The sequence below is a fragment of the Alphaproteobacteria bacterium genome (genome assembly GCA_002869105.1).
Taxonomy (GTDB): domain Bacteria; phylum Pseudomonadota; class Alphaproteobacteria; order UBA7879; family UBA7879; genus UBA7879.
Map to the genome: position 1 here is coordinate 21,359 of PKTP01000007.1, position 16,917 is coordinate 38,275.

Consider the following 16,917-nt stretch of genomic DNA (forward strand, 5'->3'; position numbering starts at 1 on the left):
CGCGTAAAAGAATGAAACAAGATTCAATTGTGATATCCAGCACAGGGTCCTACCTACCTAAAAAAGTGCTAACCAACGATGACCTCGCTCAATTTCTAGACACGTCAGATGAGTGGATCACCCAACGAACAGGCATTAAACAAAGACATATCGCCTCTAGCGCAGAAATGGTCTCTGACCTAGCTGCAGAAGCATGTGTTCAAGCTCTCTTCAAAGCCGAAGTTTCCCCCTCTGATGTTGACCTTATTATTTGTGCCACATCTACGCCCGATCTTACTTTCCCTTCAACCGCGGCCATCATTCAAAAAAAACTAGAAATCAAAAACTGTATGGCCTTTGATATTGGCCAAGCCGCTTGTAACGGTTTCATAACAGCCTTAACGGTTGGAAACGCCATGATGCGCTCAAACCCTTCCATCAAAAAAGCCTTGATCATTGGCGCAGAAGTTTTTAGTCGCCTCCTGGATTGGGAAGATCGATCAACCTGCATTCTTTTTGGAGATGGTGCTGGCTGTGTTTTATTAGACCGCTCAGAAACTCCCAACACAGGCATTCTGGATTGCCAACTCTATAACGATGGCTCCCTTGATCATATCCTCTATGCTGATGGCGGTGTGGGCCAAACAGGCGATAGCGGTAAGGTTGTGATGAATGGTCGCTCCGTTTTTAAAGAAGCGGTCCAAAAGCTCGCTCAAGCCGCTGAAGATATGCTCAAAAAAAATAATATGGATGCCAAGGATCTTAATTGGTTTGTGCCCCATCAGGCCAACGCACGCATCATTAAAGCAACAGCTGATCATATCGGCTTACCCGAAGAGCGTATTATTAGCACTGTTGATCAACATGCCAATACATCAGCGGCCTCCATTCCCCTAGCTTTGGATTGGGCGCAAACAAACAGCCCCTTCAAAAAAGGGGATCTGGTTTTACTTGATGCCTTGGGTGCGGGTCTGTCATGGGGCGCCTGTCTTATCAAATGGGCCTAAAAAATACCCAAAAAACATCTGCTCTATCAAGGAACACCTCTCTTTCTCTTTTGAGCATCGTTATCGCACTCACCCTGCTATGTTACGCTTTCTTCTGCTATTATCCTGATACTGACCTGTCTCTTTCACTAGCCTTGTACAAATTCCATCACAAGCAAGGATCTTGGTACAGTCAGCTTTTATACCTCCTCAGGCGGACCAACTTCCTTATTCTTTACATATCGCTTGGATACTCTTTATTTTATCTCATCAAATACCTACGATCGCGGGCATGGCACCATCTAACGCCCTATCTATATGTTTTAACGTCTCTCATTTCTGCAGGGGTTGTTCTATCCGATTGGCTCATTAAACCCTTTTTTAAACGCGCCCGCCCCGGTCAAGTGATTCAAAATTTGAAAACGTACACCCCGCCCTTTAAAATTGGCCTTGATTGCGATAAAAATTGCTCTTTTGTCTCTGGAGAGGTCGCTGTTGCAACGGCATTTTTAGCGTTTCTTGTTCTCATACCAGTAAAATATAGACAGAAAGGCCTTTACCTTATTGCGCTGTGGATTTTTATAATGGCAGGCGTTCGGATGGCACAAATTGGCCATTACCTTTCTGATACAATTTTTGCGATTCTTTTGATCTTGATGATGCTTGTGTGCTTGCATCTTCTTTTCTTTAGAAACCACGCTCAGAAAAAATAAACACTCCAAAAAGAGGCAGTTAAAACAAAAACCATGGGAGTGGGTTTAGGTTTTTGAATGCCCGTATAATGCCATAGCATGCCTAAAAGTCCCGTCCCAATAAAGAAAAAGGGCCATTTATCAACAGGCAGATGACTCAAAAAAACAGCCAAGAGCCAAACATCTCCGCTGCCACACATCTTTTTTTTTCCTACTTTTTCAGCTAAGAAAAGAAGCCCAAATAAAACGCCAGCAATTAGAATAATCAACGCCAAGTGATATATTTTTTGATCGGCAAGCCCCCCAAACCACAGGGCTAAAAACAGCAAGTCAATTGTTTGAATCACGCGGGCAGAAATATCTTGAATAGACAGCACAAGCGTTAGGCCGACGCAAAGGCACAAAAGAAGGGGATCCACCAAACTTGTAATCAACCCTCTAAGCCAAGAGTGATTAATTTTTGACGCGCCATCAACAGGTCAGACCACACATCCTTTTTTCGATAGGGGGAGCGTAAAAGAAAAGCCGGATGATAGGTTGCGAAAAGGGGGATTTGTTTATCGCCAACCTGATATAAATGCACCCCCCCGCGTAATTTCGAAATCGCAAGCTTGCTGGCAAGCAGTGATTTTGCAGCCACACTCCCCACACAAAGAATCAGCGCAGGGTTAATCAGCTGGATATGCTTTTGTATCAAGGGTAAGCAGGTATCAATTTCATCCTGTGTGGGCGGCCTATTTCCTGGGGGGCGCCAGGGAATGATATTACTAATGTAGACATTCTTCTCACGCGACAAACCAACAGAGAGCAACGCCTTATCCAAAAGCTTTCCACTCATGCCAACAAAAGGCTTACCCAGGCGATCCTCATCCGCGCCCGGCGCCTCGCCAATAATCATGACTGTTGCTTTAGGGGTGCCATCCGAGAAAACCATGTTTGTTGCAGTGTTTTTTAGCTCACATCGATCAAACCGCTTCATATATTCCTGAAGATCATCAAGGGTTTGAATGTGATCCATTTCTGGCTGGTGGATCTCTTTCACCTTCTCGTCAACGGCTGACTTTTGCGTCACAGGCTCGACAGACAGGTGCCCATCAGGCGCCTTCTCAAACTTACAGGTCGGTTGAGGAGAAATTATTTCATCAACGCCAATTTCTGAAAGCCAGTCTATTGTTTCTTTGATTGCATGTTTAGACATAACTTAGGGTCAAGATTGCCTTTGATATTTAACTGCTGTATAGTGCCACTATGTCCTTTAAAGCGTCAATTCCTTTATTTTTTATCTTCTGCTGCACAAGCCTTTTGGCTAAATCATCTTTAAGCTACAAAATGGAGCACGCCCGCAGTGCAACCGTCAGCATTTTCGTCAGCAGCCCTTCCCCACAAAGAAATGATAAAGCCACCTTTGGCACCGGTTTTTTAATCTCAGAAAATGGTTATATTGTCACCAGCGCTCATAACGTTAACTCAGACAAACACGTTTCAATTCAGGTTTTAAATCAACCAGAAAAACCTGCAGAGATCGTTGGCATTGATCCCCTGACAGATATCGCTGTTTTAAAAATAGAAACAGAAAAAAGCCTCCCATTCCTCCGCTGGAATGCCAAGCCCGTTTATCTTGGGCAGCGCATCTTTATAATTGGCACCCCCTTTGGCCTTTCTGGATCGGTCTCGGCAGGCATTGTTTCCGACCCCCATAGGGCGCTGACCAACAACGATATCGGCCTCAACATAGCCAACCAGGTGTCTGGTTTCATCCAAACCGATGCTGCCATGAGTTTGGGGCACTCGGGTGGCCCCATGCTCAACGAAAACGGAGAAGTCATTGGCATTAATACAGCCATCGTCTCTCCAACCGAAGGCAGTGTTGGATTGGGCTTTGCTACGCCAGCGCGCCTGAGTCAATTTATCGTTTTGGAATTAATCAAATATGGTCATGTCAAACGCCTCTCCTTAGGGATTGAACTTCAGAATCTCTCCCCCGCTCTTGCAGATTACTTAAAGCTAGACCGCCCTGTAGGTGCCATCATTTCTGGAATCGACAAAGGTGGCGCGGGGTATAAGCATGGTCTACGTGTTGGAGATTTAATTACATACATAAATGAAGAAGTTTTAGACTCTGCTGATGGTGCACCAGAACTTGTCACGCTCAATGCCTTGTCCAATGAAATTGAGCTGACAGTCCTCAGAGATCAACAGGAACAAAAGGTGATCATTCCTATAACGCCTGCGCTCTTAACCAAAAATGAAGGCCACCCTTTCCATAGTCAAAAAGGACAAAGTCCTCTATCTCTTCAAGTTCAAGATATCACGTCTTTAGATCGCATTAAAAATGATATCCCTAATACCCTCAAAGGGTGTCTTGTAACCCATATTCCAATCGACTACCAAAAAGATATCTTTGATAATTCTGTTCTCTTAAAAATTAATGATACACCTGTTACAAGTGCCAATGAAGCTAATCAACAATTACAGAAAGCCCTAGAGGCAAACAAACCAGCGCTGTTACATCTATGGATCAATGGCAAAAACTATTTTTCTTTATACCCCATAAAGAAACCACACCCATCCAGTAACCCTGCTGCATAAGGGGGTAATTCTTTCCTGAGTGCTCTGCCTCCCCTCTTCTATGTCCTGCCTCTTGACCCTACTGCCTCCTTTTCCTTGTCCCCTTCAAAGCGTTTGAGGTCACAGCCTTTTATCTTAGAACTTCTCAACTTGGCCCTGGTCAATATCCCATAAAAAAAACCCCCGTGAAGGGGGATCTTTTTGGATACATTTATTAAAAGATCGTTACTATCTTTTCGAGAATTGGAAGCTACGACGGGCTTTACGACGACCGTATTTTTTCCGCTCAACCGTTCTACTATCACGGGTAATGAACCCACCGCGACGAAGAGACGTGTGCAGATCTGGCTCAAATTGTGAAAGAGCTTTGGCAATACCGTGGCGAACCGCCCCCGCTTGACCAGAAAGCCCGCCACCATGAACGGTACACATAACATCATACTGTCCAAGGCGTTTGGTTGCTTCAAACGGTTGCACCAAAATCATACGGAGTGTTGGACGTCCAAAGTATACAGTCCAATCACGTTTGTTCACCGTCACGTTTCCTGATCCTGGTTTAATCCACACACGGGCAACCGCATCTTTTCTTTTTCCGGTCGCATAAGAACGACCCAACTTATCTGTTTTCTTAGTTTTTTCAGTTTTTAAAGAATCCGATATAGTGTCTTTAAGGTTTTCTTTAAGTGTTTCAAGCGTTGACATGAAAAATGATCCTTCCGATTAAAAAATTATCTTTTTTGATTCTTAGCGTTAAAAGTAGCAAATTGAACCGTCTCTGGCTTTTGTGCTTGATGCGGATGCTCAGGACCAGCATATACATGCAAGTTTTTAAGCTGCGCGCGACCAAGGGGGCCTTTCGGGATCATTCTTTGTACGGCTTTTTGAATCACTCTCTCAGGGAATTTTCCCTCTCTAATCTGGTTCAGGGTACGGCTTTTAATACCGCCTGGGTATCCTGTGTGCCAATAAAAAACTTTATCAGTCCATTTTTTACCTGTCATGTGAACTTTATCTGCATTAATCACAATCACATAATCACCACAATCTAGGTGCGGTGTATAGGTGGGTTTGTTTTTCCCCCGGAGGCTATTGGCGATATAGCTGGCCAAACGACCCAGGACAAGATCAGTTGCATCAACAACGATCCATTTTTTTTCAATCTCAGAATGTTTAAGGCTGTAGGTTTTCATGAAGATATCCATCTAAATTATGCAGCAGTGTTATCAAAGGTTTTCTTGTTCGTCAACCTTTATTCAGCAGCCCATGAAGGATGCGGTATCATAATACCGCCTCTTACACGTCAGGGTTCACCTGCTCTTCCGCCCAAGACAAAAAAGACCTGGATGCATCATCAGCCTCAAGCACCACGATACAGGGACAATCATAGGGATGCGTCTGCTCAACATATCCCTTCACTTCTTCGCTCATTGCAGCCGTGGTCTTAAACAAGGCAGACACCTCTTGCCCTTCACATGTTGTGCCCTTCCAATGATACAGACTTGTATGCGGTGGGTTTATATTGGCACACGCAATCAATCGCTTCTCCAACAGATTTTTTGCCATTTGCATCGCATCTTGATGGGTTTCAAAAGTTGTATAAATCAGTGTTAACAAGGCTGCTGTCCTCAAGAAAAAAAGATATCCACGGTATCTGTGGATAACCATATGGATAATTATTGAACATACAACATACACGCTTCGAATTGTTGACTTTTCTTGATTTTGCTTAATTGATAGGCAGTCCCCTAAACCCTTGAAAATACTGAAAAATTGAAATACTTAATTTTCCCCATCCAAAAGAAAATCTCTTTTAGTGAATTTAACCAAATGTTAAAAAAGCTGTGTATGAAAGCGCGAATCGTCCGCCTTAGATTCTGCCTTTTGGTTATCCCAAGGGCGTCATCGACTGAGTCCTTGTAAAGCTGCTATTATTGTAATACGTTTAAATAAAAGGGAGGAATACCATGAAAAAATATTTATTACCACTGGCAATTTTTGCCGCACTCGCTGTCCAAGGAAAAAAACCCTATAAATGTGAATCATCCCCCAATACAGAGTGGGGCGTTGAAAACACAACAAGTTTGACACTTAAACTAGGAGATATAGAGCTCAAGCCAAACGAAATGCTTTGTGGCGATGAAACTGTCATCCTTACAATAAAAGGCCAACCTGAAATCGATGCTGGTAAAAAAGTTAAAGACGGATATTGCATCTTTAACAAACCAAATCGACTGGATAAGTCAACGAATATTACTCATATTAAACTAGGTTCCGCATATCGATACGGTGATAAAAAAGAAAACGAAAATGAATTTAAATGGTATTGTACTACGGACGGTCGTTATAGTTACTATGACTAATCAGACCCTTTGAGTCTCTCGAATCTTTAACGATCACATTCATGCCTATATAAGATCAAAATCAATGAGAAAGCGATGATTTCGCGAGTATCATTGATTTTTTTATTATCAGTACGATGAACCAGATCCCACGCAATCAAAAATCTTTTAATCACCCTCGACCTGTGTCTTCACCACGCCGTCGTGAAACTGTATCGACAGGTCCCTCTCTTGCTCTGCTTTTACGCGTGAGCTAATAATTTCAGCTGATGACGTTCTGGTCACAATTGCATATCCCCGCTTGAGCGTGTTTTGCGGTGCCAATGACGACAGCACATGCACAAAACTTTTCAATCTTTCTTGTCGCGGCCCCACAACAGACTGGCTCCAAGCTTTTTGCAACCGGTGATCCAGATGTGCTAATTGATTTCGGCCATCCTGAAGCAACAAGTGAGGAGGGCGCAAAGCTCTCCCCAAGTTGGATAAATGCCAAGTTAATCTATCCAGTTGATGCTGCACCTGGGTGCGCTGCCGCTCCACCAAATCATCAAGCCGGATATTGAGTTGTTCAAAAGCCTGACGGGGGTGAACCAGTTGTTGACCCAAGCCATGAACCAAAATTTTCGCGCGGTCCAACAGGGCGGACACTGTATTGTTCAAACGCAGAGACAAATTTGAAACGTTCTTAATCAAGTCAGATCGCACCGGCAAGGCGATTTCGGCAGCCGCCGTTGGCGTTGGCGCGCGCCGGTCAGAGACATAGTCAACCAGCGTGGTATCCGTTTCATGGCCCACAGCCGTTATAATCGGAATCGAAAAAGCAGCAATTTGCCGCGCAAGGCCTTCATCATTGAATCCCCATAAATCTTCAAGGCTGCCACCACCCCGGGCCAAAATAACAAGGTCAGGCTTATCCTGAGTTGGCAGAGCTTCCAGCTGGCGCAGCGCCCATTGGATAGAGGGAACAGATCCCTCTCCTTGAACCGCCACCGGGCAAAGTAAGATGAAACAAGGAAAGCGCTCTTCAACTCGGTGCAGAATATCTTGGATTACAGCCCCTGTCTCAGAAGTAATCACCGCAATTTTTTTGGGCAAATACGGAAGCTGTTTTTTCCGCGCCGCATCAAAAAGTCCCTCAAGGCGCAATTTTTCTTTGCGCTCTTCAAATAGTTTTAACAGCGCCCCAACGCCCGCGGGTTCAAACGTCGTAATGATCAGTTGATACTTTGAGCGTGCCGGATACGTTGTCACATGCCCAAGACATCTAATTTCCAACCCCTCCTCCGGCTTATGTGCCAATCGGGAGGCAACCCCTCTCCAAATAATCGCATCCATAACAGACTGTTCATCTTTAAGCGTTAAGTAAATGTGTCCAGAGCTATGAACTTTTAAGGCAGAAATTTCTCCCTGGACACGCACAGATGAAAAAGTCTCAGACATCGTTCGCTGGATCGAAATCGAGAGGGAACTGACAGTTTGATAGGTATCATTAGGAATCATTTTCAAAGATTATCAATCTTTTGCCCCAAGATCCATCCCCTATCTCACGTCAGCCTCCATCATCGATTGAAAGAATAACATCAAAGTAAAAGATGCGTGTTTAAACAATAAATATAAGTAAATAACAAAAATATTAATTTTTTATTTTGATTATTGTCGATATACGTGTATTAAGTAAAAAATAATTTGTTGTTAATTTTTTATCTCTTTTATTTCTTTCCACACAACAGTAAAGGCTGGCTCTCACGAGCATCATGAAAATGATGATACCGCAAGTAACCGCTTTCGAAAGCCAGCTCAAAATCCCAAAGAGCTCTATTTATTTTCTCCCCATCAAAATTTCGTAACACCAAGACATGCCCAAAGAAGACGTCCATTACAGCAGATCTCTCCTCCCAACTACACAGGGCCAAAGTCCAAACCTTATACTTCTGAGGAAAAAAAGCGGGCCTCTCTCGGAGAGCAGATTAAAGAAGCCAAACTCCTTCTCGCTGCCACTCCCACACCAGCCAAGCGTAAAGATACAGGATTGCTAGAGCCATCTGCTTCTATATGTTTTTCTGTAGGGAGCCCTGGGGATAATGACTCTTTCCCCTTCAGCTCAATTGTGACCTCTTTAAAAGAAGTGAAAGCTGAATCTCCCCTCCAAACCCTAAATCCCATTGCAACACATAGATACACACTCAGAACGCGAAAAGAGAATTTTCATAAAAAATTTTTCAAAGAGTTCGAAGGCGCCACCGTGATACGATCTAATTTTACCCTTGATGTCAGTCAAACTCTCAGTCATGAAAATAAGTCGCTAGAACACCTTAAATCTAAAATTTATGACCTTAAATCCAACTTCTTTAAAAACCCCTCTTTAAATTCCCTCTCAAGAAAGCTGCTTTCTGAACAGGCATATAGCACCCTTAATCTTTCAAAAGAAATGGGGGTTTCCCGGACAGTCCTAATCCGTGATCGTCGCCTCACAGACGCTAATGGTAAATCACTCAAGCGCTTTGTCATTGAAAATGATGCTCTAATTGACCCAAATCTGGTTGATGATAAGGGAAGGACAAACGTAGATCGCATGCGCGCTGGCCTTGCCCCTATTGGACCTGACAAGAAATCTATCAGCCTTCATCACATCTTTCAATCAGACTACCATGCCATTATAGAGGTCAGTTCTCATGCTCACTATCAAGCAGGAAGTCTTCAACTCCACTATAAAAGAGGCCTGCCTGAATTTGGTGGATCAGAAGTTGATCGCGTTGCTTTTGCAACCTTTAGAGGTGACCATTGGAAGTTAAGAGCATTGATGTATCAATGGGATGAGTAGGAAGAGTGCTACACAATGAAGCAAGATCGCCCTCAGTATTGGACCCGCGCAGCAGCCAAGCGCAAGACAGCTATAAAGCCTGGTCAGTCTGTCTAACAACTCCTTTTATAATCGGCGTCTATCCTGCTCACAAGCAAGTTGCTATTTCAGGAAAGCCCTGCTAATATTCAGCGCATCATTGCTTGAAAAAGCTTTGAAATATACTTGAAAGGAAACTACTAACAAACAATGACAACAAATCAAACAAACCAATTAGAAGAAAATTTTGCCCAACTCCTTGAGGAGTCCTTTAAAGGCACCGAATCCCTTGAAGGCAAAGTGGTAGAAGGAACCATTATCGCAGAAGACAATGATGCTTTTGTAATCGATGTGGGTCTTAAATCCGAAGGTCGGGTTGAAAAAAAAGAACTCGGCAGTGTTGCTAAAAATTACAAAGTCGGCTCAAAAATCAACATCTATGTTGATCGCCTTGAAGACCGTCACGGAGAAATCGTTCTCAGCTTTGAAAAAGCCCGACGTGAAGAAGTATGGGCCGAACTTGAAGTGGCCTTTGATAAATCAGAAAAAGTACTGGGTGTCATGACCAACCGCGTTAAAGGCGGATTCACTGTTGATCTATCCGGCGCCGTGGCGTTTTTGCCTGGCAGTCAGGTTGATATTCGCCCCATTAAAGACACAAGCGCATTAATGGACATCGAACAACCGTTCATGATTCTTAAAATGGACCGTCAACGCGGAAACATTGTTGTTTCTCGCCGGGCTGTTTTGGAAGAAACACGCGCGGAAGCACGCTCAGAAATCTTAGAAAAAATGCACGAAGGCCTCGAGCTTGACGGCATGGTCAAAAACGTAACCGATTATGGTGCCTTTGTTGATTTGGGTGGTGTGGATGGCTTGCTTCATCTCACTGACATTTCATGGCAACGCATCAATCATCCGGCTGACAAGCTTGAGATTGGTCAAAAAATCCGCGTTAAAATCATTAAGTTCAATGAAGAAAACAAGCGGATCTCTCTCGGCATGAAGCAGCTTGAAGCAGATCCATGGATCGGCATTGAAGACAGATACAAGCTTGATGAAACCGTTAAAGGAAAAGTCACCAACGTGACCGACTACCGCGTATTTGTTGAACTTGAGCCCGGCATTGAAGGACTGGTTCATGCATCCGAGTTGTCTTGGAGCAAAAAAAGCACCAATCCTCAAGAAGTCATGAAGCCAGGACAAGAGGTTGAAGTCAAGATCATCGAGATGAACCTTGAAAAACGTCGTATTGGCCTGAGCCTGCGTCAATGCATTGAAAACCCATGGCAAAAATTTGCTGCGGAGTACACAGCAGGTACTGTCATCACAGGAACCATTCAAAATATCACTGATTTTGGTTTGTTTGTAAATGTCGCCCCCGACATTGACGGCCTGGTTCACATGAATGACCTAAGCTGGGATGAGTCCGGTGACAAAGCGCTCAAAGAATACAAGGTCGGCCAGGAAGTAACCGCTAAAGTTCTTGACATTCAGCCAACCGAAGAAAAAGTTGTCCTTGGCATTAAACAACTGTCAGGCGATCCATTCGCTGAGCAAATGGGCAATGTCAAAAACGGTGATGTTGTGACCTGTACCATCAAAAAGGTTCAAGCAGCTGGACTTGATGTCGTCATTGGGGAGCAAGAAGTTCCCGGCTTTATCAAAAAAGTTGACTTGGCCCGTGACCGTGGTGAACAACGCGCTGATCGTTTTGCTGTTGATGAGCGTGTGGATGCTCTGATCACCAACATTGATCACAAAAGCCGTCGCTTTACCTTGTCGATCAAAGCCCGAGAAATCAAAGAAGAAAAAGAAGCAAGGGCTGAATTTGGTTCTTCCGACAGCGGTGCCAGCCTGGGTGATATCCTCGGCTCTTCTTTGGATCTGGAAAAAGTGAAAGAAGGCAGCGCCAAAAAATAGGCTTCCTTCTACCAAAACCTAAAGCCAAAAAGCCCCTTCCTGATCCGAAGGGGCTTTTTTTATACCTCCAAGCCTACATTTTTAGGCTTTACATTTTATTTTTTCGGATCAATACTTGATGTATCTAACAGTGGAGATAACTATGCGTTTAAAAGTTTCAACCCTTGTCTTGGGCTTATCCCTTGGCCTGTCTGCCAACAACGTCAACCTTCCGCACGATATGTCCGTCCTAACATCCTCTACTCCTTTCCCTTCTGGTGGAAAAACATATGTGGTTCAAAATTATAAAGAGGTTTTGAACTGCTTTGATAGTAATACTGAGGGCTTAAAAGACGTGACCAAAAAAGCGGTTGACAGCATCGGTGGTAAAAGTGCCTATGCCATTAAATGGGCTACGGGTCTTGGCCAAAACTATGAAAACCTTGCTAAAATGACTGTGCAAAAAGCCTTTGATTCCCAACAATACTTAAACCTTTCTTTCATGAAAGGGAGTGATTTTGAAAAGCCTCCCAAAGACTTGGTCCATAAAAATGAGTCCGGAAATATGAAGCGCGTCAAAGTTGATCCAAATGCTTACTACCTGACTTATACGGGCATTAACCTCAAGATACCTTTAGTGGGAGGTTATACATTCGCCTCAACCCCGAAAGTGATTAGTTGTCCCATCAAAGTCAAAGAAGTTGCAATGGTATGCGAAGTCAAAAAGTAATTAGGTATCCTCATGAACAGTCTTAAAAAAACATCTTTGCTGCTATCACTCATTCTTCCTCTCGGCATGTGCTGGGGGGATGATACCCGTGCAGCGCCGATCACCGTGCCCCTTGATTACAATACTTTGGTCGGGGAAACCCACTTCCCCAGCAACGGGTCGTATTATATGGTCACCAACGGCCAAGAGATCGAAGCGTGTTTAAATGCCTACAAACCCAAACTTAAAACGCGAGCAAACCAAGAAGCAAGTAAATTACCAATGGGATTAGGATCCGTTGCAAAAGGAATCATCAAAAAAACGCTGAACATTAAACAAGCTCTTAGCAACAATGGCGGGATTATTAAGATTAATCTGAAAATAGTAACGCCAAAAGACCTAAAAGAAATCCAGGAAGAAAACCTTAAAAAAGGCAAGAAAAAGTCTCTTGCTGTTGATCTTGCAACAGATGAAAAGTATACACTTGATGGCGCAATAAATGCCCTAGATCAAAATGCATACTATATTATGTATGAAAATCTAACCATTGGAAAATGGCCTGCTAAGTTCACATCAAATCCTCCGAAGACCCCTCGGATTTTAAGCTGTCCGAGATCAAGGTTGAAAAAGCCAACATTGCGTGTAAACGGGCTTAAAATACCCCCCCCCTTACAAGGAGAGAGAGGCAATCTCAACCCTACCTCTTCGTCATTGCGAAAAAGTGAAACGACTGTGGCAATCTCAACTCTTATAATTTAGATCCTCACGTCACTTCGTTCCTCAGGATGACGTGTATAAAAAGAATCGTCATTGCAAGGAGGCCTTTGGGCCAACATGGCAATCCCCTTCCTCTCCTTCGTCACCTTTGTAGACGTTAAGCTCTCTCTTTTCTCGCGTAGTCTTCAAGATTTTTGAAATCGAGAACTTTGGGTCCTTTTCCGTCTTCAGTGATGCCGTGATCCACAAGCCACTGCGCCATATATGGCATCCATTTTTCTGGAACGAAGAAAGCGCCAATATCTTCTTTGAGTGATAAAGAGGCATTGTAAGTTATTTCTCCTTTAAGATTGTAAATCATATGACCTGGCAAAGGAGATGCAACCACAATTGGAAAAATATTTTCAGGTTTAAGCGTTTCCTTTTCTTCTGGACTGAGCGGCGTGATTTCTTCTTGAGTGGCGCTTATACACCCTTCCAATATACCTTTAAGCGTTTTAAAAGGCGTGTAAAAATAGTAATCCTGATATTGACCGCCTTCTTCTCTAGGAAGTACACGTTTTATATATCGACTTGATTTTTCATAGGCATTCACAATGGATAGATAATTTTCTAATATTTTTGAAAATTCAGGTTGATCAACCCCCTGACCGCTTTTCTTTAACTGTCTAATGCGATGCTCAAAACCATGTAGCTTTTCTTTAAGCCCTACAAAATGTTGCTCCATAGGAGAAAAGTAATCAGAAGTCGAGTCAACGAAAGTAAGAATACCTGATTCGCTAAAGTCTTCTAACTCTCGAAAAGGATTAATATCACCATTATTATAGACTCGAATTACCCCCTTAAGCCGCTTACTAAACGAATTTTCATCCACCACAAAACAGCTTGGACTTTCAGCATAGCCAGAAGCTGTGTAGAGACCTAACTCATTCGTTCCTGAAAGATTTGAATTGTTAACACCTTCTTTTATTGACCCACTGGCTAATTCACCAGTGAGGGGGACAATCCCAAATTTCGCAAGAATCCCCATTGGAATCAGGCTTTTAGAAGATTGAATATTGGAAAGAATTCCTGAATTTGTTCCGTGGAAAAGATGATAGGGTATTGATTCAGACTCAAGAGTCATTTTAAGCTCATAGGCATCACAGTAAAAGTCGGTCAAAAGGCAGCCATAGTTTTCTGTATCAATCTTTTTCCAGGCCCTTTTTATCAAAACTGCATATAAGATTGCATAAGCGCACCTTGAACATATTCAATATGTCTCGTATATTTATCTGTCACAATCCGTTTAAAGTCTTTTTCTAATGAAAATTTTTTGCGTGGGGAGGCTCATATGCGTCGATGACATCGATAACCTTTTGTGCGGCCTGTCTCAGACTTCAGCTTTCAATGAATTCAAAAAGCTTACATCTGAGACCATTTAGATAAGCATGAACCTGGTTTAAATGTTGCACGTACCCGTCATACATCTTTTTAAGATCTGATCGCTGAATATCTTCAGGCAAAGCACTCTCTTCGTTATAGAAGTACCGTCCATCAAGGGCGATGTCTAGTTTGCCATCTTGTTCAAAAACACGAGCGCCCTCACCTTGGTCTTGATGAAGTTTGTGTATTTTTTGATACTGATCATGATCGAAATCTTCTCCAAGCCACAGCTGGTGGTACAAGGCTGCTGTTTGGAACAGGTTCATGGGTTGCTGGTCATAACGTCCAGCGGCCACATTGGTTCTGACAAAAACAGAATACTTGGTATTAAATCCAAAGTTGTAAAGATAATAATAGTCAACTTCTAGTAGATTCAAAAGAGGATGAAATTTTTCCAACTCTGCTGAGCCTGTTGCCTGGGTAATTAGTTTTGCAAACGCACTTTTAGTTATTTTCTGAACCGCTTCTAAAATGCCAAATATTTCCTCTTTATTTTTAAGCTCATGAATCTTCGGCACTTCTTGTTGCGCAGCCAGGAAAAGAGCAAAATCTCTTTTTTCAAGCCCCTGCGGAAGAGTCATTTCTTCCTCTCGTTGAAAAAAAAATTTTGAAGGGCTTTCTGAGCTGAAGAGTTAATGGAATGATTGCTCTCCGCACAAGACCTTACAAGAGATTCTCCTGTATCATAGGTGGGATTTTCATACCAATCCTGGATATTAGCATGCGTCAGAAATGAAAGAGCGAGAAGTAAAAAAACAAAAATCTTCATATTTGGCCTCTAAATAATTTAAAATATACATATATATTTATTTGAAAAAATCAAGTATAAAGCACGCGTCGATTGTAAATAATATAAGAAAAAACCATCGTCATCCGTGTCTTTGCCTCTCTTACGTCACTTTTCAAACTTACAATTCCGAGGGAGCGCCGCGACCGTGGCAATCTCATCCTCTTCTTCGTCATTGCGAGGAGGCCTTTGGGCCGACGTGGCAATCTCATCCTTATTCATTAGATCCTCACGTCATGGCTGCACCATTCCTCAGGATGACGTGTATTTTTCGCCCTTGCGAGGCAGTGTTCTTTATTTTTTACTCGTCATTCTGAGCGACAGAATGGAGCGTGAGAATCCCCTTCCTTATTCGTTAGATCCTCACGTCGCGTTACTTCTCAGGATGACGTGCATAGAAATCGTCATTGCGAGGAGGCTTTAGGCCGACGTGGCAATCTCTTCCGTATTCATTAGAATCCCCCCATCGAAACGGCGTTGCTCCTCAGGATTTCCCCTATTTTTTAATGATTTTTCTAATCCCAAAAAAATGCTATCTTAATGAATAAAACAATAGGTGCTCAATGTTTGGATTTGAAAGTTTTGCTATAACACTAGCAATCGTTGCGATGGCAACGGTTTATAAATCGGTGATATCCGTGACCCAAGGATATAACTACACTGTTGAACGGTTCGGGAAATACACCCAAACGCTGCAGCCTGGGTTGCATATTATCATCCCTTTTGTCGATCGTATTGGTGCGCGCATCAACATGATGGAAAACGTGCTCGACGTCCCGTCTCAAGATGTCATCACCAAAGACAACGCGCGGGTTCATGTTGATGGCATTGTCTTTTACCAAATCATGGATGCCCCAAAAGCTGCCTACGAAGTTTCCGATCTCGAAAGATCTGTGATCAACCTCACCATGACCAATATCCGAACGGTGATGGGATCCATGGACCTGGATGAGTTGCTGTCTCACCGTGAATACATCAATGAAAAGCTGTTGGGCGTGGTGGATGAAGCCACCAACCCCTGGGGTGTACGTGTAACCCGGATTGAAATTAAAGATATCAAACCGCCGCAAGACCTCATTGACGCCATGGCGCGCCAAATGAAAGCAGAGCGGGAAAAGCGGGCCCAAATTCTTGAGGCACAAGGAACCCGGCAATCTGAAATCCTCAGATCAGAAGGGTACAAGCAGTCAGCCATTCTAGAAGCGGAAGGAAAAAAAGAAGCGGCTTACCTGAATGCTGAAGCACGTGAACGTATGGCCCAAGCAGAAGCAACCGCCACCCAAGTGGTTTCCACCGCTATCTCTAAAGGCAGCATTCAAGCCATCAATTACTTCGTTGCCCAAAAGTATGTTGAAGCTCTCAAAGACATGGCCTCAGCCGAGAACAGCAAAGTTATGTTCATCCCACTGGAAGCCAGCAATGTCATTGGCGCCATCGGCGGGATCACCGAAATTGCCAAAGAAGCATTCAACACGGATACGTCTAAAAAAGCGTCTAAGAAGCAATCATGATCTCTTTAACCAACTCCCCTGAATTTTGGTATTGGTGGGTTTTAGCTACCCTCTTTTTTGGTCTGGAAATCTTAGCTCCGGGGGCGTTTTTGCTCTGGCTTGGGTTTGCTTCAACGATAGCTGGTTTTATCGTTTGGGCCTTTCCCGGGCTTGACGTTGGCATGCAACTGGCCGTCTTTTCTGTTTTGTCCATAGCGTTGATTTTGATCTGGTATCGCTTTTTCAAAGGCATCAGTCCACGCTCCAGCCAACCCTATCTCAACAACCGTGCCGCTGGGCTGATTGGCACCCATCATCAACTGGTCAAAGCCATTCATCAAGGTGTGGGTAAAATCAAGGTTCATGATAGCTTTTGGTCTGTTAAAGGCCCTGACTTGCCAAAAGGACACACCGTTAAAGTGGTCGGGCACCAAGATTCATATCTACACGTTGAACCGGTTTTAAACTAACATCATTAGGAGAC

General features: G+C 43.4%; 19 protein-coding genes. 10 read left to right on the forward strand and 9 right to left on the reverse strand.

Annotation, left to right across the window (positions count from 1 at the left end):
* The first annotated feature begins 11 nt into the window (after positions 1 to 11).
* Together C0582_03080 and C0582_03085 are read left to right on the forward strand one after the other, a co-directional pair.
* A complete protein-coding gene (locus C0582_03080; GenBank protein PLX29536.1) occupies positions 12 to 986 on the forward strand; it encodes a 3-oxoacyl-ACP synthase in 975 nt (324 codons plus the stop codon).
* Positions 956 to 1,678: a hypothetical protein gene (locus C0582_03085; GenBank protein PLX29537.1), complete on the forward strand. Its 723-nt coding sequence runs from the start codon at positions 956 to 958 to the stop codon at positions 1,676 to 1,678. Before C0582_03080 ends, C0582_03085 begins: the two co-directional genes overlap by 31 nt.
* On the opposite strand, the gene C0582_03090 is transcribed toward C0582_03085, so the two are convergent.
* Together C0582_03090 and C0582_03095 are read right to left on the reverse strand one after the other, a co-directional pair.
* Positions 1,666 to 2,091, reverse strand: a complete 426-nt coding sequence (locus tag C0582_03090) for a hypothetical protein (GenBank protein PLX29538.1) — start codon at positions 2,089 to 2,091, stop codon at positions 1,666 to 1,668. The genes C0582_03085 and C0582_03090 overlap by 13 nt on opposite strands.
* Positions 2,088 to 2,855 carry a uracil-DNA glycosylase gene (locus tag C0582_03095; GenBank protein PLX29539.1) on the reverse strand — a complete coding sequence of 256 codons (768 nt, stop codon included), beginning with the start codon at positions 2,853 to 2,855 and terminating at the stop codon, positions 2,088 to 2,090. Before C0582_03095 ends, C0582_03090 begins: the two co-directional genes overlap by 4 nt.
* Positions 2,856 to 2,905: 50 nt before the next feature.
* On the opposite strand from C0582_03095, the gene C0582_03100 reads away from it, so the two are divergent.
* Positions 2,906 to 4,246: a hypothetical protein gene (locus tag C0582_03100; protein PLX29540.1), complete on the forward strand. Its 1,341-nt coding sequence runs from the start codon at positions 2,906 to 2,908 to the stop codon at positions 4,244 to 4,246.
* A 207-nt stretch (positions 4,247 to 4,453) separates the two neighbouring features.
* On the opposite strand, the gene C0582_03105 is transcribed toward C0582_03100, so the two are convergent.
* The 3 genes from C0582_03105 to C0582_03115 form a co-directional block, all read right to left on the reverse strand.
* Positions 4,454 to 4,927, reverse strand: a complete 474-nt coding sequence (locus C0582_03105; protein PLX29541.1) for a 30S ribosomal protein S9 — start codon at positions 4,925 to 4,927, stop codon at positions 4,454 to 4,456.
* Positions 4,928 to 4,953: 26 nt separating this feature from the next.
* Complete coding sequence (locus tag C0582_03110; protein ID PLX29799.1) at positions 4,954 to 5,415, reverse strand: 50S ribosomal protein L13; 462 nt, start codon at positions 5,413 to 5,415, stop codon at positions 4,954 to 4,956.
* A 103-nt stretch (positions 5,416 to 5,518) separates the two neighbouring features.
* Positions 5,519 to 5,890 carry a cation tolerance protein CutA gene (locus C0582_03115; protein ID PLX29542.1) on the reverse strand — a complete coding sequence of 124 codons (372 nt, stop codon included), beginning with the start codon at positions 5,888 to 5,890 and terminating at the stop codon, positions 5,519 to 5,521.
* Between the two features lie 299 nt (positions 5,891 to 6,189).
* On the opposite strand from C0582_03115, the gene C0582_03120 reads away from it, so the two are divergent.
* Complete coding sequence (locus C0582_03120; protein ID PLX29543.1) at positions 6,190 to 6,585, forward strand: hypothetical protein; 396 nt, start codon at positions 6,190 to 6,192, stop codon at positions 6,583 to 6,585.
* 147 nt (positions 6,586 to 6,732) lie between these two features.
* Here C0582_03120 and C0582_03125 read toward each other — a convergent pair whose 3' ends face one another.
* The gene (locus tag C0582_03125; GenBank protein ID PLX29544.1) at positions 6,733 to 8,064 is read right to left on the reverse strand and encodes an exodeoxyribonuclease VII large subunit; all 1,332 of its coding nucleotides are present in this window, start codon (positions 8,062 to 8,064) and stop codon (positions 6,733 to 6,735) included.
* Between the two features lie 529 nt (positions 8,065 to 8,593).
* Between C0582_03125 and C0582_03130 the strand changes: the two genes are divergently transcribed.
* The 4 genes from C0582_03130 to C0582_03145 all read left to right on the forward strand — a co-directional run bounded on the left by C0582_03130 (position 8,594) and on the right by C0582_03145 (position 12,773).
* Entirely contained in the window at positions 8,594 to 9,385 is a 792-nt protein-coding gene (locus C0582_03130) for a hypothetical protein (GenBank protein PLX29545.1), read from the forward strand.
* Positions 9,386 to 9,613: 228 nt separating this feature from the next.
* Positions 9,614 to 11,326, forward strand: a complete 1,713-nt coding sequence (locus C0582_03135) for a 30S ribosomal protein S1 (protein ID PLX29546.1) — start codon at positions 9,614 to 9,616, stop codon at positions 11,324 to 11,326.
* Positions 11,327 to 11,468: 142 nt separating this feature from the next.
* Positions 11,469 to 12,035, forward strand: a complete 567-nt coding sequence (locus C0582_03140; GenBank protein ID PLX29547.1) for a hypothetical protein — start codon at positions 11,469 to 11,471, stop codon at positions 12,033 to 12,035.
* Positions 12,036 to 12,047: 12 nt separating this feature from the next.
* On the forward strand, positions 12,048 to 12,773 hold the full coding sequence (locus C0582_03145) for a hypothetical protein (GenBank protein PLX29548.1): 726 nt from the start codon (positions 12,048 to 12,050) through the stop codon (positions 12,771 to 12,773).
* A 115-nt stretch (positions 12,774 to 12,888) separates the two neighbouring features.
* On the opposite strand, the gene C0582_03150 is transcribed toward C0582_03145, so the two are convergent.
* The 3 genes from C0582_03150 to C0582_03160 form a co-directional block, all read right to left on the reverse strand.
* Positions 12,889 to 13,944, reverse strand: a complete 1,056-nt coding sequence (locus tag C0582_03150; protein PLX29549.1) for a hypothetical protein — start codon at positions 13,942 to 13,944, stop codon at positions 12,889 to 12,891.
* A gap of 166 nt (positions 13,945 to 14,110) precedes the next feature.
* On the reverse strand, positions 14,111 to 14,737 hold the full coding sequence (locus C0582_03155) for a hypothetical protein (protein PLX29550.1): 627 nt from the start codon (positions 14,735 to 14,737) through the stop codon (positions 14,111 to 14,113).
* Positions 14,734 to 14,925, reverse strand: a complete 192-nt coding sequence (locus C0582_03160; GenBank protein ID PLX29551.1) for a hypothetical protein — start codon at positions 14,923 to 14,925, stop codon at positions 14,734 to 14,736. The genes C0582_03155 and C0582_03160 overlap by 4 nt, the downstream gene beginning before the upstream one ends.
* Before the next feature lie 581 nt (positions 14,926 to 15,506).
* On the opposite strand from C0582_03160, the gene C0582_03165 reads away from it, so the two are divergent.
* Together C0582_03165 and C0582_03170 are read left to right on the forward strand one after the other, a co-directional pair.
* Positions 15,507 to 16,454, forward strand: coding sequence for a paraslipin (locus tag C0582_03165; GenBank protein ID PLX29552.1), 948 nt, complete (start codon positions 15,507 to 15,509; stop codon positions 16,452 to 16,454).
* Positions 16,451 to 16,903, forward strand: a complete 453-nt coding sequence (locus C0582_03170) for an NfeD family protein (GenBank protein PLX29553.1) — start codon at positions 16,451 to 16,453, stop codon at positions 16,901 to 16,903. The genes C0582_03165 and C0582_03170 overlap by 4 nt, the downstream gene beginning before the upstream one ends.
* Positions 16,904 to 16,917 lie beyond the last annotated feature (14 nt).